Raw genomic sequence first — 21058 nt, 5'->3', positions numbered from 1 at the left:
TATATTAATTCTAATAATATTTATTTAAATAAGAAAATATAAAATTTATTTATAGAAATTTATCTATAGAAAATTATCTATAAGAAATTATATATAAAGAACTATTTATTAAAAAATTATTTATTATAGAATTATTTATTAGATGATTATTTAATGAGGATTATTTATTGAGGATTATTTATTAAAAAATTAAATTTTTATACTCAAAGAGGTTTTAAATTATGGTTATGGAATTATTAGCTCCTGCAGGTTCTTATGATGTTTTTAAAATTGCAATAAATCTTGGTGCAGATGCGGTTTACTTAGCTGGACAAAATTTTGGAGCTAGAGCATATGCAGAAAATTTTAATACCGAAGAAATTAAAAAAAGCGTAGAATATGCTCATTTAAACAATGTTAAAGTTTTTATAACAGTTAACACTTTAATAAATAACTTTGAGATAATTGATTTTTTAAAATACATATTTAAACTCTATAAAATAGGTGTTGATGCAGTTATTGTTCAAGATTTTGGGGTTTTGAAACTAATAAAATCTATTTTTCCAGAAATGAAGATACATGCCTCTACACAAATGTCATTAAATAATTACTATAGTGTGTTATGGGCAAAAGAAAATGGAATTTCTAGAGTTATATTTCCTCGAGAGATTAGTATTGATGAAATATCCAAAATACATACAAAATTAAAAGAAAATAATAAAGAGCTCGAATTAGAAGTTTTTGCACATGGAGCTCTTTGTTATTCAATTTCTGGAAAATGCTATATTTCATCATTAAATAATGGTAGAAGTGGTAATAGAGGGGCTTGCACACAACCTTGTAGAAGAGAATATATACTAAAATATAAAGGACATAAGGTTAGTGATGGCTACTTATTATCTACACATGATTTAAATCTCTCTGATGATTTAAATAAGTTAGCTAAATCAGGAATTAACTCAATTAAACTGGAAGGTAGGATGAAATCAGAAGATTATGTTGGAACTATTGTAAATTCCTATAGAAATATTCTAGATAAAAAAGAAGGTTCATTTAAAGATGATTTGAATTTTGTTTTCAATAGAAAATTTACAAAAGGATACATAATGAACCAATCTCCAAGTGAAGTTATGGGGCGTGAAAGTTCAGGGCATTTAGGATTATATATTGGAGATATAGTAGCTATAAATAGAGAATATCCAGAAATATTTGAAAAAATAGAAATTTCAAGCAAAAATAGTAGAAATAATAGAAATAGAAAAAATAGTAAGAAAAATAAAAATAATAAAAATAATAACAACACTAATAATAATAGTAATAATAGTATTAAGAATATTAATAATAGTAATAATATTAATAATATTGAGAATATTAATAATAATAATAATAATAATAATAATAATAGGAATATTTATAATAATAGTAATGATGTGGAAAATAGTAATAGTACTGAATTAAATAGTAATATTAACAATACTAATAATAAAGGTATTAGTAATAATAATAACAATATTCAAGAGAGAAAAAACAGAACTGTTAAGGAAATAAAAGTATCTAAAGAAAATCCTATCAATATAGAGAAAGGAGATGGAATAGCTTTTAAATATGGCAAAAAAGTTAAAGGAATATATATCGATGACATAATAGAACAAAATGATGAATATATTATCTTTAATACTACACGTAACATTAGAGTAGGAGATGAAGTTTATATAAGTTATTCTAGATCAATAAATAAAGAACTTAAAAAATATAAAAAAGAATTTATTCAATCAAAAATACCTATTTCACTAAATATATCTTTAGATAAAGAATTACATGCAAAAATAGAAACTAAATTTAATTTAAACAATGAAACTATCAAATTTAAATATAAATCCTCATCAAAATTTGAAAAAGCTATTAATCGCCCTATTACAAAAGAAGAAATAGAAAAACAATTGTCTAAAACAGGAAATACCTCATTTTTTATGAATGATATAGCTATTAATGATCTTCCAGACAATCTTTTTATCCCAACTAGCAGATTAAATAAAATTCGTCGTGAAATATTAGATGAAGCTAGTGCAAATTTGTTAAATTATTATAAAAAAGATAAAAATAAGATGAAAGATGCTAAAAGTAGATTAAATCGTTTTATTAAAAATTATAAATCTAAAAATATAAAAAATAATGAAAATAATAGTTTAAACAATGTTAATAGTTTAAAAGATAAAAATAACTTAAATAATAAAAATATCTTAAAAAATAATAATTTAAAAAATAAAAATAATTCAAAATTTAAGAATAATTTAGGATTATCTGTCTTTGTAGATACCCTTGAATTAGTTGAAATTGCTTCAAAATACGACATGAAGAAAATTTATTTTGACCCCTCTTATTTATTCAATAATCCTGAAGAATATTTTGAAAATATAGAACAGATATTAACCAATGCATTAGCTAAAATAACAACACAAGAGTTAGTTTGGGTTTTACCATCATTTATATCTGATGATGAGATTGAAGATTGTATGAAAGTTTTCAATAGTTTAGAAAGTAAAAAAATCCCAATATCTATAATGAGTGATATTCCTGGGGTTAATGATTTATTTAATTCTAATATGTATGGTAATCATACCTTGAATGTATGGAACAATTTTTGTTGTGAAGAATTAAGTGAATCTGGCTTTAAAAGCTTAATCTTATCTCCTGAGCTATCTTATGATGAAATGAAGATTTTAGTTTCAAAATACATAAAAAAGGATATAGATCTTGAAATTATTGCACATGGAAACTTAGAAGTAATTGTTAGTAATGATGATTTCTCTAATTTAAAAGATAATAAAAGTCTTAATATGAAAAAACAAGATTATGCTATACTAGAAGATAAAAAAAGAAAAAAATTTAAGTATAAAGTCCTATCTGATTTTAATAATAAAAGCCATATTATAAATAAAGATTGTTTATGTTTAATTGATGAAATAAGTAAGATTGAAAAGATTGGTATTGATTCCATCATATTAGACTGTAGATTTTCAAATAATAATTATACATCTAATACTATCTCAATATATCAACAAGGACTAAAAGACACAAGTAAAAAGAATCTAGATTCTCTTAAAAACCAAATATATTCATTATCACATTCTTATCTAAGTAAAGGAAACTTTTTAGATGGGCGTATACATGAAAAAAATAAAAAATCAAAAAAAAGTCATAATTCTAAAATAAGTCTAGATATCTAAAAGTAGTATATATTTAAAATTCTAATTTTTAAAATTATATATTTTTAAGATTATATATTAAATAAATAAAAAAATTGTACTATAAATAATTATTAAAAGTTTTAAGTGAATTATATGACAGTTTCAGAAATTATAACTACATTTAAGAAATTATCAAGCCCTGAAGATATTGAAGGAATGGCAAGATTTGGAATCACCCCTGAACATACTTATGGTTTAAGAATGCCAGTTATTAAAAAGATAGCTAAAAATTATAAAAATGATCATGAGTTAGCTTTAAGTTTGTGGGATATTAATACTAGGGAAACTAGAATTTTAGCTTCTCTTGTAGATGATCCTAAATTAGTTACACAAAAACAAATGGATAATTGGGCAGCTGATTTTGATTACTGGGAAATTTGTGATCAATGTTGTATCAATCTTTTTAGAAAAACACGATTTGCATATGATAAGGTATATCAATGGACAAATGAAGATAAAGAATTTGTTAAGCGTGCAGGATTTGCACTTATTGCTGTTTTAGCTGTTCATGATAAGAAGCAAGATGATGAAATATTCATCAAACTTTTAAATATAATTGAAAGAGAATCAAAAGATAATAGGAATTTTGTTAAAAAAGCAGTGAATTGGGCTTTAAGGCAAATTGGAAAAAGAAACGTGAAATTAAATAAAATAGCTATAGATAAAGCAGAAGAGATTGATAAGATAGATTCAAAATCTGCTCATTGGATAGCTAAAAATGCTCTTAAAGAATTAAAAGATGAAAAAACAATCCAAAGAATAAAGAAAAAATGAAAAACTGAGAATATGAAAATTAAAAAGATATAATTAAAATAAAAAATAAAGGGTTTGAAAATTAAAAACCCTTAAAAATTTAAAATATTATTTACCTTTTTTATAGGTTAAAAGACCCAAAGATAATTTAAAATATTATTTACCTTTTTTATAGGTTAAAAGACCCAAAGATGCTAATAATATCAAAATAACAGCAATTATTGGAATTCCTGTTTCTTTCATATTTGCATTTACATTTTGCTTATTATAGTTAGGTTCTGGAGTTGGTTGAGGAGTAGGTCCAGGAGTTGGTCCTGGTGTTGGTCCGGGAGTAGGTGTTGAGTTTTGTTTAACTAAAGCGTTAGCTACACTAGTTGAATTATTAAAATTATCTCCATAAACTAACATAGAAATACTGAACTCTCCATCTTTATTGAATTTACCATTAAAAGTCATCATTACTTCTTCATCAGGGTTTAAGTCACCGATAGACCAAATACCAGTATTAGGATCATAACTTCCTTTGGAAACAATAATACTGCCAGTGTTAAGTACAAATCCATCGGGTAGGTTAATTTTAACTGAAACATTTTTTGCAATATTCGGACCATTATTTTTAACATTAACAGTAGTTTTCACGGTTTCATTAACCCAATATTCATTTTTATCAAGTTTAATATCACCAGTAACATTAGTATCACCAACAATTAGTTGACCATTTAATATATTGATATCATAATGGACAAGAACTGTTCCATTAACTGTTGAAACATTCATTTCATTACCAGAATATTGACCAGTTACTGGAAATATACCTTCTGTTTCATTAAAATAGTAAGTAATGTTTGCATAGCCTTCTACAACTTCAACAATTCCTATAAGTACTCCATTAACATAGAAAGAAATATTTCCATAAGAAACAGGATTACCCATATCATCAGTCAAAGTAGCAAAAATAACAACATTAGTACCAGTATCAACTTTAACAGTGCTATTATTAAGGTAAGTTAAATTTAAAACCCCCATAGCACCATAATTGAGTATAGCATTACCCATAATACCTGCAATATTACCAGACATTAAGTTACCAGAAAGATTCATAGCTTTACCACTAAATATAGCTCCACCATATTCACTTGCATAATTATTGTTAAATATAGAATTACGTATATTTGTATACCCAGAGTTAGGATGAGTATAAACTGCCCCACCATATTTTGTAGCATTGTTACTATTGAATAAAGAGTTAAATATGTTAAAATTGGCAATAGCAGAGTTCATAACAGCCCCACCATAACTTGCATTATTATCTGTGAAATTACTGTTTAATATTGTGAAATTCGCTCCATTTTGAGCCATTATAGCTCCTCCAAAGAATCCCGAAGTATTATTTGTAAAATTAGAGTTATTTATTATTACAGTATCTGAGGTAGTATATATAGCACCACCACCCCAACCAGTAGAAAGAGCTATATTATTAATGAAATTTGAATCTGAAACATTTAAATTTCCAGTATAACTATAAATTGCTCCACCACTACCAGTCGCAGTATTATTAATGAAAGTAGAACCTATAATACTAGAATTAGCATTATTACGAATAGCACCACCATCTCCACCAGTATTATTAATGAAAGTACAGTTTATTATAGTTAAATAACCATTAGAGCCTATTGCCCCACCATTAGCATTTTTTATGATTAGGTTGATTAAAGTTAAATTACCATTATTATTAAGAAACCATGTACCTTGACAGTCAATTATTGCTTTATTGTTTGGGTTTTGGCTTTGAATAGTTAAATTCTTGCCTGAAGGAACATTAACATTAGTATTGTTAACTCCAGTATAAGTACCATTATTTAAACTGATTGTATCATTACCAAGACTTCCTTTAATACCTTCACTCGTACTATTATCAATAATAACATCAGCAGCAGATAATCCACTACTAAAAATAATAGTAAACCCCAATATAATTGTTAATACTATTGTAATTTTTAAAGCTAAATTATTATTTTTTCTAATTTTTAAAATTTTTTCACCCCCTTTTAAATAAATAAATGAAAAAATTAAAATTTTAATATTAGGATATATAAAATTTTTAAAATATATAAAAAATCATTTATATCACCTATACAATATAATACGAATTTAATATAATATAAAATTATCTCTAATTAATCTAACAGATTAAATAAATAAAAGATTAATGTTAAAAATAGTAGATAAAAAATTTACAAAAATATAATTATAAATGTATAATTTATAAAAAAAGTTTTTAATAATATTTTAATAAAATATTTTCAGAATATTATTTTATTAATAATATTTCAATAATAGTTTATTATATAATTTTAGTTTAATAATAGTTTATTATAATAGTTTTAGTTTCATGATAATTTATAATAGTCAATAATACTAATATTTTTTTTATTGGTAAATGAATAGATTATTACAAATCCATTCTACATAGAGGTTTAGCTAAATGTCTCCGAGCAGATACAGGAGTTTCATAGAATTTACCTTCAATTAAATCCCTTTTTTCATCTTCGACAATTTTTTTACCATTAGGTAATTTATTACCACATTTTTTACATTTAAATCCTTTATTTTTCCCTGCTGAAGTCATTCTTTTACCACAAACACAGATAGGATTTTTAAAAACCTGTTTATTTTTAAGTTCTATTATTCTAATTTTTTCTATATTAAAAGTTCCACCACAACCTATTCCACCAAATAATTGAACTTGGTCTCCTGTTTTCAACTGTTTTATTATTTTTCTAAATTCTTTTGTTGGTTCATATCCAGCTACATCTATTTCACCAGAATCATCCCCAAGCTTAAAGAAAACATGCCCCCCTTCAATTACATGAGGATCTTCTTTCACATATCCAGTAATAATATAGCATCCATATTTTTCCATGTCTGAGATTTTAGCTATTTTTTGAAGATGCATATCTGTGTGTTGGTTTGTTTTAAAAATACAATAACTTTCAATTGGTTCTTCTGTTTTTACTATGCTTTTAGCTAATTTTAACCCCTTTAATGATTCTCCTCTTATTCCATATAGGATAGGACATGGAGTTCTAGGTTCAATAGCTATATAATCATTTTTTAAATCTATATTTTCAAAAGTATCAGTAACTTCCTTATCCATTAAATAAACTGAGTCTTTATTTATCTGTCTTTTTTTACCATAATTTTCTTTTTTTCTATAAGCTAAAAGTTCATAAGTATAATCTTTAAGTGGACAAGATATAGCTGCAAGAGATCCTATGATTCCTCTTCCTTTTTTAAATTTGTGAAATTCTGCATTTATCTTATTTAGAAACTTTTCTGCTTCTTTAATTGAGATTATTGAATAAATAGCTTTCATTGCATAATTTTCCATTTCTTTTGTGATTTCACCTTGAAAAAATACTATTCCAGGGTTTGTATTATCACATGATGTTTCAGATAACTTTTCTACATCTTCAAGAACTATTTTTTTTATTAGATATATTTTTTCTTTACTAAATCCATCAATATTTATCTTAAAAGATACTCCCCCATTTCCACGAGTTTTAAATCTTGCAAATGGGTTTAAACGTATTAATCTAGGAGACCCTTCAATAAATATTTTCTCATCTCTCAACCTATTAATGATATGACAAGCTAAATAAGTTGTACACATACCTTCTGGAGAGTCTGTGTCATCAATACCAATGTGTAAAAAAATAAATATCACCTAAAATAAGTTTTCCCAATATAATCTTTATGATAATATAATTTTTATAAAAATAAAAGTTTAATAAATATTAGACTATTTACTTAAATATCCTTCTATTAAATTCCTGCTTTCATTTAATGCTTCAAGTGGAATTCCTTTAGGCATAGAACCTAGTTCTCCTTGAACATCTTTTAAAATTCCTTCCCCTGCACCTAAAAACATTCCTTCACTAGCTATTCCAGAAAAGGTTTCTGGAGGAAGCATTGCAATAGCTACATTATTTCCTTCTTTAACTGTTAAATCATTTGTAACTACTTTAATAGCTCTTTTTCCAAGATTTACATTACAAATCATAAGCCCATCATTTTGATGATGGTGACTAACACTCATTAACTCCCCTACTTTAATATCAATTGCTACAATAGGATCATTTATTTCTCCAAACAATATCCTATTCTTTAATCCTAATATAGTATCAATGAAAAATCTTGCTTTAGCTATTGCTTCTTCAGCTTTTTCTTTTTCTTCTTTCGGAGTTTGAGCCATAAACTGATGAGCCCAGTCTTCTCCACCTAAGTATCTTAAAACTAAATTAGCTTTTTCTTCTAGATTAGCTATTTCTGGAGTATTTGCCAAATCTTCAGGATCTAAATATGAATAGTTTAAGACTTGAAAATCACTTTCCATGCTTTCAGCACTTTCTATAGCCATTTTCTTATTCCACCTTCCTCTGAAGCTACCACTTCTAGCAGTTCCAACAAACATATTAATGGTTTTTTGTCCAAGTAAAAGTCTATAATCTTTCGTAGTATCCCACATATACATCATCTTGTCTTTATTATTATATTATATAGAATTAATAAAAATTAATTAGATTAACTTAAAATTAATACAAATTAGTATTACTAATTTTTTAATTCAATCTTTAAATAGTCAAATATACTTTGTTAAAATGTATTATTAAACATTACTTTTAAGAAGATATTATTAATATATCTTCAAACTATAACATACAATAATTTTAAAAAAATCTAGAAAATATGAATAATATTTAAGAATTAGCCAATAAAAAATAACAACAAAAACATTAATTAAAAGAAGAAAAGTAAAGAAAAAAATAAAATAGGATAAAGAATAAAATAAAATAGTCATTTATAAATTTATACTTAATATATACTTAGTAAGTACAGTATATATTTAATACATACTCAATAAGTACAATATTTATACTATAAGAAAATTATTAAATAATTATTCTTGTTTAGTAAACTCTTCTTTTCCAACGAAACAGATAGGGCATACCCAATCATCAGGTAAATCTTCAAATGCAGTTCCTGGTTCTATTCCATTATCTGGATCACCTTCAGCAGGGTCATAAACATACCCACAAACTTCACATAAATAGCTAGCTTTCTTTTCTTCACTCATTTTTTAAACTCCCCAATTTATTAAACTTTATATTTTCGTTTATTAATTTCAATATTTATATAATCTAATAAAATTTACAGCCAGTATCTATAAAATGTTATTAATAGATAATATTAATAAATTAGTAATAAACTGGTATTTATATGTTCATTATAGTATGAATATTAAATATAAATTCAAAAAACAAATAATTATCTTTAACTTTTTCTATCTGCTTCTTTTTTCTCATATTCAGCTTTAGCTTTAGTTTTTTTAGCTTCATATTCAGTTTTATTTTTTACTTCTTCAGCTTTGTCTTGAACATCATCTTTCACTTTTTTAGCTTTCTTTTTAACATCTTCTAACATGCTATTATACCTCCAATTAGTATTATATATATTATGTATAAAAAAATATATAAATATTATTAAAATATTAAAAAATAGCACAAAAGTATTATACAAACTTAAAAAATTAATGTAATTATTAAAGCTAATTAAAAGAATCAATCTAATTATGAGCTAATTAATCTGATTATTAAGGCCAATAATCTAATTAATAATGTTATATATTTATTAGCGAAAAATTAATATATACGATTGTTATTATAAAAATAAAATAATTATAAGTAATAAATTAATACTATAAAAAACTAAATACTATAAAAAACTATTTATAATAAAATATACATATATTATAATAAGGTGATGAGGTTCACCTATTTAAACTGCCAGAATACTATTTTTTCTGGATGATGACCTCTACTAATAAAAAACAGAATGATAAGGCAGCATTATCTGTTAAATTAGGAGGCATGATCTAAAATCTTTAAATATATAAAAAATCATTTTTATACTTTTCACTATTTTGATAATTAATTTTATTGTAATATGATTAATGCATGAAAAAAAGATGAACTTTACCTCAACCTCAAAATGAAATTTAGTTCAATTTCATGAAACATTAAATCCAGCAATGAATTAATTCTCTTAAAATTATTCATTTTAATTTTTAATATTTTTAATATTCTTAAATTTTAATATTTCTAATTTTTAATGCTATAATATTATGATAAAGATATTCTAATATTATAATAAAATTATAAGAATTATATAAAAATTTAAAACTTTCTTTATTCTTATATTAAAAACTCTATTTTTAATTTAAAACATTTACTTAAATGATATTTTTAGAAGATTGATATAGAAGATTTAGGGTGCTAGATTTTTTTCTAGAATTGAGGGCTTCATTAGCCTTATTTTCATTATTTTTATGTTGGATTATTTTTTGTTTTTAAAAGTACATTTTTTATGAGTTTTATTTTATTTTTTAGGGTCTTTTAAATCGATAAATATAAATATTGGTATTAACAAAGTTTTATTGATGATAAAAATGAAAATACCAATTATTTATGATGAAAAAGACCCTAAATGGATATTGCTGTTGAATATATTTAAAATTATCGATTCTAGAAAAATTCATCAGGAATTCACTCGAAATGGAATTAAACCTGTTAAAAAAGGTGTTGTTAATTTTAAAATAGTTTTAATGAGTATGTTTTTCGCATCAGATATTTCATACGTTGTTAGTGAGCTTAAAAGAAGCCATGAGTTGAGAAAGTCTTTAGGATTTAATCAAGTTCCAAAATCAAATCAAATATATGAATTTTTGGCAAGATTTAATCAAAAGCAAATACTTGAATTCGTGATTAAAACATTAAATAAGGAATTTAAACCAATTAAAAGAGGAAAACGCACAGTTTTAATTGATGGAACCGATATACAGGTTGATATGAACTGGAACAAGCAAAATTACACTAAAAAATTTCTCGAGAAAAAAGGGCTTTATTGGGCCAAATCAGCTTCAAAAGGGTTTTATATAGGATTTAAATTAACTTTAGCACTTGATTATCACACTGGACAACCATTGACCATGTTAATACATAAAGGATCTAAGCATGACTCCGAATTATTCCCTGAAATAATGGAAAAACTAAGAAAAAGAAGAATAATAAGAAACAAAGACATTATAATAGCAGATAAAGGATATATAAGTTTTAATAATTATCGTGAGGGAATTTTAAAGTATAAAATAGTTCCATTAATATTTCCAAAAGAAAACATGAAAATAAACAAAATTTTAAGCCAATTCAATTATCCTTTAGAATATTTCAAAGTTAAAAACAAAAAAGAAGACATTTACAAAGAATTAGTTTCTAAATTCAAAAAACTAATCACCAAATGGAAGAAATTTAAAAAAATAAGAGGAAAAATCGAAGATTTCTTCAAATTAACCAAAAAAGGACTGAAAAATAACAAATTCCACAAATATACAAAAGAATCCATAGCAAAAACAAGTTATCTGCTTGTACTTTTAACAGGACTCATCATAAAACAAGGATACAACGAATCAGAGAGCATGCAAAAGCTCTCAGAAACCTAAAAATCTAGCACCCTAAGAAGATTATATTTTTTAGAAGATATTAAATAAGCCCTTCAAATATAATAATATATAAATAATTTAAAGGGTGAGAATATTGAAAGAATACTTAAAATATCAAAGAAAAGCAAGCAGGATAGAACTTTTCATAAGGATAATATATTTAATACCCATATTATTAATAATACATGTATATACTATCTTAGCAGGAATATGCCACTTAATACAATGGTTCATAGTATTAATATTTGGATTTAGAAACAAATATCTAAGTAAATTTGTTCAAGGATATGTGAAGTATATAATCAAAGTATTAGCTTATGCACATAACTTATCAGATGAACGCCCAAAAATACTACCAGAACCATATAGAATATTTTTTGAAAAAGAAGAATAGATAATCCCTTATTTCTAAGTAATATTCTCTTTACAAATATTTATTATTGTTAAATAGTTATTCTTACTTGAATAAATATCATTAATATTACTATTAACATTATTATCAATATTACTATTAATATTATTATTTGAATAGCTGCTATTAATTAAATAGGCGTTATTCAAATAACCATTATTACTTAAATAGCTATTATTATTTGAATAAAAATATTTAGTAAAGCTTAATATAATAGAATTATAAATATTTTAATTAATTTAGAGGTTAATAAATGGAAAAAGAAAAGATAATCCAACTAGTTGGACTTAGTATAGTACTTTTAATTGCAATATTAATTCTGTATTTCTTCCTACCAGTAGGCATGATTAGATTCATATTAGGACTAATTATAGCAGGAATTATTGGTTTAGTAATGCAGAAAAAGATTTTTGATGATAAAAAAACTTAGAATTCTTGTTTTTTATTTTTTATCTTATTTTTCTTTTTTTAATTGATATTTTTTGTTGTTATTTTTTATTATCTTATTCTTTTATCTTATTATTTATTTTATCTTATTATTTATCTTATTATTTATCTTGTTATTTATCTTGTTATTTATCTTATTTTATTTTTTATATTATTTTATAATCAGTAAACTCACCATATCTATTATAAGCTAAAATATCATCAACATTGTATGGTTGACAGATTATCATATGAAACAATCCTGTTTTAGCAAAGGTAAATAAATCTGTATCTGATGGTAATGCACTAGGTCCTGGGTGACTGTGAACTGAACCCCACTGAGTTGTCATAACTGGAAGCATTCCAGTATTTACAATAGCTCCTTCACCAGATGTTTGTGTTGGTAAAAATACTAACCCAGTAATGTGAAGAATCTCATTTTTAACCTCACCATCAAAAATAGCCATAAATTCATCAGGATCAGAACTCCTTGCATACCATATTATAGAGTCTATTACTTCACTATCTATGTGAACCTCACTGAATTTATATTTATTATTCCCAAAAATCTTTGAAAACAAGTTTCCTAATCCCATATTTGCACCGATTGAATTTTTATATATTATTTGTATCTTATATAATATCAATATTTTTAAAGAATTCTTTATTAAAAATAGTAATATTTTTATCTATAATTAAATTATTTCTATAAGATGGTTCTTCTCTATTTTTTATTGGATTTAATCCAAAAATCTTTTCTTTTTGTTTATAAATAGCTATTCCTCTTTTTTGATGAATAGGGACATTATTTAAATTGATTCCTTTTTCAAACAATAGCTGATGAATATCAGAAGATTTAAGATTTTTCAATTTTTGAGTAGCTACTTTAGGTGAATAATTTTTTCTTAATACCCAATAACCATAACTATTTATACAATTTCTCCAAGATTCATCCTGCCTCCATTTAAAGTATTTAACGATATCATCTTTATTAGCTATTGGAATAATCCTTGAATCAAACGAAATTATAATAGAATGAGTTGGTTTAAAATATTTATTTAAGTTAAGTGCCAAAGAACTAGAAGCCAAACTGGGAAAAACAGAGTTTAATTTTTCAATTCTTCCAGAAAAAGGTATTTCAGATAGTAATATATTTATTTCATCAGAAAAAGTGTATATGAATAATGGAGAAAACTCTTTAAAAATATCTTGAGATGTATTAATCATCGATTTAATGAAATTTTCATCGTATGGTTTTTTAAAACCTAAATTCTTAGATAAACTATGAAAATTTCTTCCATCTAACCTTAAAATTAATTTGAATCCTTTAGGAACTTTTAAATTATTATAAATTTCATATTCTTTCATATAATTCACAAATTCTTTCATAACTTAAATAAAGTGTAATTTATTTAGTATTTAGCTTATTAATATTAATTTTACTAATATTTAGTTTAATATTATTTATTTAACTATTATTTAGCTTATTAATATCCATTTTACTAATATTTAATTTAATATTATTTATTTTATTAGTATTTAGTTTTAGTAATATTTATTTTATGTAGTAAAATTTATACTTATGTTACCTAGACTTATGTCCCCATTATAAAATTCTCATTTAAACTTTTTAATAGTTTAATTGCTGAGTAAGCAGCTAACATACTGGTTTTAGGATTAACTTCACAAGGTAAATTCTCAGTTCTAGTTTTAAATTGACCAAAATCTCCTTCAACAATCACTTCATGGACATTTTTATCGACTTTAGGATCAACAATAATTTTAACATCAACATCTAAATTACAAGCAATACTAAGAGCAGCTGCTACATTAATATTTACAGGAAACATTTTAACAGCTTCTGATGCTTTTCCTTCATAGAGAATTTCTTCTTCATCAACAAGTTTTCCAAGAGATCTAGGTGGTTTTCTTGTAGTTAAAGTAGCCCTATTGATTTTTCCAATTGAAGCAGCTTTAATACCATCCAATCCAACGATAGCTCCTGATGGAGCAAATATTTTAGCATCATTATTAGTAGCAGCTTCAATCATGCGATCTCTGAATTTATTATCCATGAGAGCACCGATACTCATAATAATAATATTTTTACCTTTTTTTAAAACTTTAAGGCCGAATTTTTCAACAGAAATAGGAGAAGCAGCTTCTAAAACTAAATCAACATTATCAATCATATCATCAATATCTAAAACAGCTATTCCATCAGATATAGTAGCTAAATTTTCAGCCTTTTCCATATCATGATCATAAAAATATTTAATATCAATTCCACTATCTTTAGATAAAAAATTATTTAAAATGATGCTAGCTATTGCCCCACAACCTAATATTCCAACTATCATAAGACCACTTTATTAGAACTAAAAGTATTTAATAAACTTATTTAAACACTATCTAACACATAAAACCCATTTAAACGAAGAATTAAATAATAATTAAATAATAATTAAATAAGAATTAATAAATTAAACAATTTAATAAGTTAAATTATAAATTAAATAGAATACTATAATATAAAATAAGATATTATAATATAAATAAGTTAAATAAAATCTAAAAAACTTAATTAAACTTAAAAAGATTGATTAAAACTTAAAAGACTTAATTAAAATTTTAAAACATTAAATTTTAAAACTTAATAAAAATATCTATTAACATATTGTAATTTTATATTAAGAAATATTTATAATTTTATACTAAGAATTATTTATAACTCTATTAAAATCAATCTTATTAAAAATAATTTTATATTAAACATGATATTTATTAAAAAATCATGCATTAATATAAAGAAATTATTATATTAATAGAAAAGTTATAGTAATAAAAATGTGTTTAATATTTGTTGTTTAAATATGGAAATAATGAAAAAATAATAAAATTATGATTATTATATTAAATAACCTTATTAAATAAATATAAAATGATTATTAAATTAATAGATAATACATTCTAACAAGGCTAATGAAATCAACAATTCAAATAATAATTTAAGAAATTAACTGTTAAAATTTTTATTGCATTTGGTTTTGAGGCTCCTTATCTGGAACTTGACCCTGTGGTTGAGTTTGAGCTGTTTGAGATTGTCTTTGAATATCTTGAGGATCTATTAACATAATATCTCCAATAGCTCTGACTTTATCAAAGTCTACGTTAAGAACTCCTTCTTGAAAAGCCCTCATCTCATTTTCTTCTGGAACAAATTGTAATCCATTTCTAAAAATATCTCTAATTCCAACATTTTTGTTTTCAGGCTCTAAAGCCTTTACTTGAAGTTTAGAAATTGTTCCCATCCTAATATTGAGAACTACATCTACAACACGCCCAACATACTGACCTGTAATAGTATATATATCTAAATCATAAAGATTTGAAACTTCTACCATTTTTTCACCATACCCCTATTAATTCAAATTATAATTATTATTAAATGTTATTTGTAATAGTATATATCAAAAATAATTATATTATAAAAATATATAATTTTTATCAAATTATTTTTTTATTAAATTATTTTTATTTTTTATTGAAGAATTATAAACAATTTTATAGTTTGTTTATCGTTTTATTTTATCGTCATTTATTTACTAATAAAATATAATTAAGAATATATATTATCTTATTTTTGATAATATAAATAGTTTTGGTAATAACAAGGAAATCTATTAAAAATAATGAAATATTTCAAATATAAATAATAAAAAAAGATTTAAAAATAATGATTAAAATATGAATAATTTTTTCTAATATTTAGAAAAATAGAATAAAAATAATAAAAAATAGCTATCTAAAGATGAAAATAAAAATAATAAAAAATAGTTGAAATAAAATAAAAATAAATAAGAAATAGCTATCTAAAAATGAAATAAAAATAATAAAAAATAGTTGAAACAAAATAATAATAAATAAGAAATAGCTATCTAAAAATGAAATAAAAATAATTAAAATAAAATAAAAATAAGAATATAAAAATATTCTTAATTAAAGCTCTAATCCAACAGCATCAAAAACATTTTCAAGATTTCTTACTTCTTCCATAACATCATCAGGGATTTTTTGATCAACTGTCAAAATCATTATAGCATTTCCACCAGCTATATCCCTACCAACCTGCATAGTACCAATATTTATATTTCTTTCACCTAATTTTGTTCCAATAGTACCAATAGCTCCAGGAATATCATTATATTTAGATATAAACATGTGTCCTTCTGGTTTTACATCAACCCAATAATCATTAATTTTTATAATTGCTGGATCATATAAATCAGTTCCTTCTACTGAAAATTCATCATCATCAGTAATTGCCTTAACTCTAACTGATGAATCATATCCTTTAGAATCACAAGTTTTTCCTTCAGTTATACTTATTCCTCTTTCTTGTGCAATTGTTGGAGCATTGATCATATTAACTGGGTCGATTAAAACATGATTTAGAACACCCTGAAGAACAGTTCTAGTTAATATATCCTGATGAGGAGTTTCACTAAGTTCTCCACAATAAACAACTTCGATTTCCTTTATCTGACCATTAATAGATTGAGAAGCAAAACTACCTAATTTTTTACATAAATTAACATAAGGTTTTATCTCTTCATAAGTCTTTGAATCAACTACAGGCATATTTAAAACATTCTTTGGAGTTCCACCTTTTAAAACTTCAATCACTTCATTAGCCACTATAATAGCTGCATCTCTTTGAGCTTCCTTAGTTGAAGCAGCAATATGAGGAGTAGCTACAAGATTGTCTAAACTTAAAAGTTTACTTCCTTTTGGAGGTTCTTCTTCATAAACATCAAGAGCAGCACCACCAATCTTATCATTACTTAAAGCATCATACAATGCATCTTCATCAATAATACCTCCTCTTGCACAATTGACAACAAATGCATCATCTTTCATTATTTCTAATTCTTTTTTAGATATTAAGTGTTTTGTTTCAGGAGTTAATGGAACATGAATGGTTATAAAATCTGAAACTTTTAATACTGTTTCAAGATCAGCAAGATCAATACCCATCTGTTTAGCTACTTCTTTAGGTAAATATGGGTCATATACAATTACATCCATTTCAAAAGCTTTACATCGATTTACAACTTGAGAACCAATTCTTCCCATTCCTACAACACCAAGAGTTTTATTTCTTAGCTCAACACCCATAAATCTGCTTTTTTCCCATTTATCTTCCTTAACAGATTTATCAGCAATAGCTATTTTTCTTGCAGCTGTAAGCATCATACCCATAGTATGCTCAGCAACAGTAATTGAAGTTGATTCTGGTGCATTTACTACCATTATTCCTTTTTCAGTAGCTGCTTCTATATCCACATTATCTACACCTACACCAGCTCTAGCTATTATTTTAAGCTTGTCTGCTTTTTCAATTACTTCACGAGTTACTTTAGTTCTACTTCTTACAATTATTGCTTCATATTCAGATATAGTACTAAGCAATTCCTCTGGAGTTATATCAGTGTCAACCACAACTTCCGCTACTTCTTTTAAATTATCAATACCTTTTTGATTTATTGAATCTGCAACTATTACCTTCATTAAATTCACCTATATAATATTTTAGCTAAGAATTGGATGTAATAACAATAAACTATTATTATATATAATCAATTAATTAATATACCATTAATATTCTAAATTTAATATTCTAAACTTATATTATAAACTTAATAATAATATAGAATTATATACTAAACTTAATAATAATATAAACTTATATACTAAAATTAATATTATAAATATAAAATTTTAAGTTTAATATTTTAAGTTTAATATTTTAAATTTGATATTTTAAATATTAATATCTTAAATAATACTATTTTAAATACTATTTTAAATATTACTATTTTAAATTATAATAATATAAATTATAATAATATAACAATATAAAAATTCATAATAAATATAACATTTATAATAGATATAAAATATTAACTTTATCTAATATTTTTACTATGTTCAAAGTATTATAAAAATCTAATTACAAAACTATCAAAATTTTAGTATTATCAGAATTGCAAAATTATTAGTATTATTAATAATATCAGTATTATTAAATAGTATTATTAAATAATATTAGTAGTATTAATAGTATTAATAATATTAGAGATAGTATTAACATTATTAGCATTATTAATGTTATCAATCGTTTTAATGATAGTATTAATATTATCATTAGTATTATTATTAATATTATAAAAAATATAAATATAAAAAATAGAAAAAAATAAAAAGAGAAAAATAATCAATTCTCCCCAAATAAAATATAATTTTAAATGTGTTTTTAACTTCGTTTTCTTGCAAAAGTAACAGTAAAAATACCTACCAATAATAAAACAACAGCTATTATTGGAATTCCTGTTTTTTTCATAGAAGCATAAACTAAATCACCAGTACTAGTATTAGTATGTTTAGTATTATTAGTATTATTAGTATTGTTATTAGTGTTGTTAGTATTATTAGTGTTGTTAGTGTTATTAGTGTTGCTGTTTTTTACATTAAAACTAGAATCGTTAATGAAACCTAAATATATTTCATTTCCATTAAAAGTTAATTTAATATTGATTTTACCATTATGAGTTGGTTTATATTTTAAACTCCAAAAACCACTAGAATCAGTTCTTAAATTATAAACACGACCATCAAGTATAACAGTAATAGTAATATTAGCTAATGGATTACCGTTTTCATCATAGGCATTACCATTAATTGTTATAGTTTCACCTACTTTAATAATACTAGGAAGTTTTATAGTGGAATTAGTAGCTAATTTACTAACATTGAAAGTCTTATTTTCAATAAAACCTTCGTAATGGTTATCACCTTGATAAATCAATGATAAATCAAGTATTCCTGGCTTTTTTGGAGTATAATTTAAATTCCAATTACCATCAGAATCAGTAACTATGTTATATGATTCATTTTCAATAATGAGTTCTAAATTAGCATTTTTTATTGTATTGTTGTTCTGATCAGTTAAAAGACCAGAAATTAAAACTGTTTGATTAAACTTAACAGTCTCGAGAATATCAATAGTAGATCTACTAGATAACTTAGTAACATTGAAACTTGTAATATTAGTAAAAGCAGTATAATTCTCATTACCAACATAAGTAACAATAACATCAATAGTACCTGTACGATTAGTTGTATAATTAAGACTCCAACCACCAGTAGAATTAATAATAACATCATCATAAACATTACCATCAACACTAAAAGTCAAAAAATCAGAACCATTACCAACATAACCAACAAGCTCACCAAAAATAGTAACATTATCACCAATACTCACTGAATCTGGATTAACAACAATACTAGAATTAGTATCATTCAAAATCACAGTAAAACTACTTGCATTAGTAAAACCAGTATAATTATCATTACCAACATAGCTAACAGTAACAGTTATGTTTCCTGTGCGATTAGTTGTGTAATTAAGACTCCAACCACCAGTAGAATTAATAATAACATCATCATAAACATTACCATCAACACTAACAGTCAAAAAATCAGAACCATTACCAACATAACCAACAAGCTCACCAGAAATAATAGCATTAGTACCAATTTGAACACTAGCTACAATAATACTAGAATTAGTACTATTCTTAACAACTTCAAAACTAGTACTATTAGTAAAACTAGTATAATTATCATTACCAACATAGCTAACAGTAACAGTTATATTTCCAGTACGATTAGTTGTGTAATTAAGACTCCAACCACCAGTAGAATTAATAATAATATTATCATAAACATTACCATCAACACTAACAGTCAAAGAATCAGATCCATTACCAACATAACCCTCAAGCTCACCAGAAATAATAACATTAGTACCAATTTGAACACTAGCTACAATAATACTAGAATTAGTACTATTCCTCAACACTTCAAAACTAGTACTATTAGTAAAACCAGTATAATTATCATTACCAGCATAAGTAACACTAACAGTTATAGTTCCAGTACGATTAGTTGTATAATTAAAATTCCAACCACCAGTACCATTAACAGAAACATCTGTATAAAGATTACCATCAACAGTAACATTAACACCAGTTATACCAGTATAATTAGCTAACTGACCAGAAATAGTAACATTATTGCCAATACTCACTGGATCATTACTAACAATTATACTAGAATTAGTAGTTAATTGGGCATTAAAAGCTACATTATCATCTACATTATCTAAAGTAGCAGCTAAAGTTTGAACACCAGCTGTAGCTGTTGCATTATAAACAAAACCATCAACACGACTACTATTAAAATCAGCACCATTGAAAGTTCCATTAACAACAAAATCAGGTAAAAATTCAACACCATCATTACTAAGCGTAGTATTCAAAACTAACAACATAAAACTAACATTATCACAAAAATGAACACCATCCAAACTAGAAGTATTAGTAATATTCAAAATAAAATGATTAAGAGTATCAACACCCAAAATCATACCAGTAATATCATTAACACCCCACCAATTACGATCAAAACTACTATTATCATTATGACCAGTAATATTAACACCAAAACTTGCCAATATACGATTATACTCAACAGTAACATTAACCAATGAACCAACACTTAAACCAGCGAAATTCAAACCAGCATTAGTAGCAAAAATAGTATTACCACGAATAA

16 protein-coding genes and 1 riboswitch are annotated in these 21058 nt (G+C 24.3%); of the genes, 5 read left to right on the top strand and 11 right to left on the bottom strand.

What is annotated here, in order from left to right; genetic code table 11:
- Nucleotides 1-221: 221 nt before the first annotated feature.
- Together MBBAR_RS10320 and MBBAR_RS07355 are read left to right on the top strand one after the other, a co-directional pair.
- The gene (locus MBBAR_RS10320; protein ID WP_158082557.1) at nucleotides 222-3206 is read left to right on the top strand and encodes a U32 family peptidase; all 2985 of its coding nucleotides are present in this window, start codon (nucleotides 222-224) and stop codon (nucleotides 3204-3206) included.
- Nucleotides 3207-3320: 114 nt separating this feature from the next.
- Nucleotides 3321-4001 (top strand): DNA alkylation repair protein, encoded by a 681-nt coding sequence (locus MBBAR_RS07355; protein WP_080460656.1) that lies wholly within the window; start codon nucleotides 3321-3323, stop codon nucleotides 3999-4001.
- A gap of 135 nt (nucleotides 4002-4136) precedes the next feature.
- Here the strand turns inward: MBBAR_RS07355 and MBBAR_RS07350 are convergent, their stop codons facing one another.
- From MBBAR_RS07350 to MBBAR_RS10315, 5 genes are all read right to left on the bottom strand, one after another.
- Nucleotides 4137-5951: a DUF11 domain-containing protein gene (locus tag MBBAR_RS07350; RefSeq protein WP_143746165.1), complete on the bottom strand. Its 1815-nt coding sequence runs from the start codon at nucleotides 5949-5951 to the stop codon at nucleotides 4137-4139.
- A 481-nt stretch (nucleotides 5952-6432) separates the two neighbouring features.
- A complete protein-coding gene (locus MBBAR_RS07345; protein WP_394334524.1) occupies nucleotides 6433-7707 on the bottom strand; it encodes a tRNA(Ile)(2)-agmatinylcytidine synthase in 1275 nt (424 codons plus the stop codon).
- Nucleotides 7708-7782: 75 nt separating this feature from the next.
- Nucleotides 7783-8508 (bottom strand): tRNA-binding protein, encoded by a 726-nt coding sequence (locus MBBAR_RS07340; RefSeq protein ID WP_080460654.1) that lies wholly within the window; start codon nucleotides 8506-8508, stop codon nucleotides 7783-7785.
- Nucleotides 8509-8940: 432 nt separating this feature from the next.
- The gene (gene rd / locus MBBAR_RS07335; RefSeq protein WP_080460653.1) at nucleotides 8941-9117 is read right to left on the bottom strand and encodes a rubredoxin; all 177 of its coding nucleotides are present in this window, start codon (nucleotides 9115-9117) and stop codon (nucleotides 8941-8943) included.
- Between the two features lie 197 nt (nucleotides 9118-9314).
- Nucleotides 9315-9464, bottom strand: a complete 150-nt coding sequence (locus MBBAR_RS10315) for a hypothetical protein (RefSeq protein ID WP_155930698.1) — start codon at nucleotides 9462-9464, stop codon at nucleotides 9315-9317.
- 326 nt (nucleotides 9465-9790) lie between these two features.
- A riboswitch (Fluoride riboswitch) is annotated at nucleotides 9791-9867 on the top strand.
- Between the two features lie 621 nt (nucleotides 9868-10488).
- Between MBBAR_RS10315 and MBBAR_RS07330 the strand changes: the two genes are divergently transcribed.
- The 3 genes from MBBAR_RS07330 to MBBAR_RS10310 all read left to right on the top strand — a co-directional run bounded on the left by MBBAR_RS07330 (nucleotide 10489) and on the right by MBBAR_RS10310 (nucleotide 12380).
- Nucleotides 10489-11538 (top strand): transposase, encoded by a 1050-nt coding sequence (locus tag MBBAR_RS07330; protein WP_158082556.1) that lies wholly within the window; start codon nucleotides 10489-10491, stop codon nucleotides 11536-11538.
- A 94-nt stretch (nucleotides 11539-11632) separates the two neighbouring features.
- Nucleotides 11633-11932: a DUF4389 domain-containing protein gene (locus MBBAR_RS07325; protein WP_158082555.1), complete on the top strand. Its 300-nt coding sequence runs from the start codon at nucleotides 11633-11635 to the stop codon at nucleotides 11930-11932.
- A 271-nt stretch (nucleotides 11933-12203) separates the two neighbouring features.
- On the top strand, nucleotides 12204-12380 hold the full coding sequence (locus tag MBBAR_RS10310; protein WP_158082554.1) for a hypothetical protein: 177 nt from the start codon (nucleotides 12204-12206) through the stop codon (nucleotides 12378-12380).
- A 163-nt stretch (nucleotides 12381-12543) separates the two neighbouring features.
- On the opposite strand, the gene MBBAR_RS07320 is transcribed toward MBBAR_RS10310, so the two are convergent.
- The 6 genes from MBBAR_RS07320 to MBBAR_RS10305 form a co-directional block, all read right to left on the bottom strand.
- The gene (locus MBBAR_RS07320; protein ID WP_080460650.1) at nucleotides 12544-12972 is read right to left on the bottom strand and encodes a Mov34/MPN/PAD-1 family protein; all 429 of its coding nucleotides are present in this window, start codon (nucleotides 12970-12972) and stop codon (nucleotides 12544-12546) included.
- Between the two features lie 37 nt (nucleotides 12973-13009).
- Nucleotides 13010-13744 (bottom strand): tRNA(His) guanylyltransferase Thg1 family protein, encoded by a 735-nt coding sequence (locus MBBAR_RS07315; RefSeq protein WP_080460649.1) that lies wholly within the window; start codon nucleotides 13742-13744, stop codon nucleotides 13010-13012.
- A 227-nt stretch (nucleotides 13745-13971) separates the two neighbouring features.
- The gene (locus MBBAR_RS07310) at nucleotides 13972-14736 is read right to left on the bottom strand and encodes an aspartate dehydrogenase (RefSeq protein ID WP_080460648.1); all 765 of its coding nucleotides are present in this window, start codon (nucleotides 14734-14736) and stop codon (nucleotides 13972-13974) included.
- A 672-nt stretch (nucleotides 14737-15408) separates the two neighbouring features.
- Nucleotides 15409-15780, bottom strand: coding sequence for a PRC-barrel domain-containing protein (locus tag MBBAR_RS07305; protein ID WP_080460647.1), 372 nt, complete (start codon nucleotides 15778-15780; stop codon nucleotides 15409-15411).
- 595 nt (nucleotides 15781-16375) lie between these two features.
- Nucleotides 16376-17947: a phosphoglycerate dehydrogenase gene (gene serA / locus MBBAR_RS07300; RefSeq protein ID WP_080460646.1), complete on the bottom strand. Its 1572-nt coding sequence runs from the start codon at nucleotides 17945-17947 to the stop codon at nucleotides 16376-16378.
- Nucleotides 17948-18692: 745 nt separating this feature from the next.
- The coding region (locus MBBAR_RS10305) for a beta strand repeat-containing protein (RefSeq protein WP_158082553.1) at nucleotides 18693-21058 on the bottom strand (2366 nt) is incomplete at its 5' end.

It is taken from the genome of Methanobrevibacter arboriphilus JCM 13429 = DSM 1125 (assembly GCF_002072215.1).
GTDB lineage: Archaea > Methanobacteriota > Methanobacteria > Methanobacteriales > Methanobacteriaceae > Methanobinarius > Methanobinarius arboriphilicus.
The sequence above is the reverse complement of the archived record's forward strand: the minus strand, read 5'-3'. Positions and strand labels throughout refer to the sequence as shown.

What these genes read in the sequence shown, in the direction of transcription:
- MBBAR_RS10320 (WP_158082557.1), top strand. Translation starts at nt 222, where the DNA reads ATGGTTATGGAATTATTAGCTCCTGCAGGTTCTTATGATGTTTTTAAA.
- MBBAR_RS07355 (WP_080460656.1), top strand. Translation starts at nt 3,321, where the DNA reads ATGACAGTTTCAGAAATTATAACTACATTTAAGAAATTATCAAGCCCT.
- MBBAR_RS07340 (WP_080460654.1), bottom strand. Translation starts at nt 8,508, where the DNA reads ATGTGGGATACTACGAAAGATTATAGACTTTTACTTGGACAAAAAACC.
- rd (WP_080460653.1), bottom strand. Translation starts at nt 9,117, where the DNA reads ATGAGTGAAGAAAAGAAAGCTAGCTATTTATGTGAAGTTTGTGGGTAT.
- MBBAR_RS10315 (WP_155930698.1), bottom strand. Translation starts at nt 9,464, where the DNA reads ATGTTAGAAGATGTTAAAAAGAAAGCTAAAAAAGTGAAAGATGATGTT.
- MBBAR_RS07330 (WP_158082556.1), top strand. Translation starts at nt 10,489, where the DNA reads ATGAAAATACCAATTATTTATGATGAAAAAGACCCTAAATGGATATTG.
- MBBAR_RS10310 (WP_158082554.1), top strand. Translation starts at nt 12,204, where the DNA reads ATGGAAAAAGAAAAGATAATCCAACTAGTTGGACTTAGTATAGTACTT.
- MBBAR_RS07320 (WP_080460650.1), bottom strand. Translation starts at nt 12,972, where the DNA reads ATGGGATTAGGAAACTTGTTTTCAAAGATTTTTGGGAATAATAAATAT.
- MBBAR_RS07315 (WP_080460649.1), bottom strand. Translation starts at nt 13,744, where the DNA reads ATGAAAGAATATGAAATTTATAATAATTTAAAAGTTCCTAAAGGATTC.
- MBBAR_RS07310 (WP_080460648.1), bottom strand. Translation starts at nt 14,736, where the DNA reads ATGATAGTTGGAATATTAGGTTGTGGGGCAATAGCTAGCATCATTTTA.
- MBBAR_RS07305 (WP_080460647.1), bottom strand. Translation starts at nt 15,780, where the DNA reads ATGGTAGAAGTTTCAAATCTTTATGATTTAGATATATATACTATTACA.
- serA (WP_080460646.1), bottom strand. Translation starts at nt 17,947, where the DNA reads ATGAAGGTAATAGTTGCAGATTCAATAAATCAAAAAGGTATTGATAAT.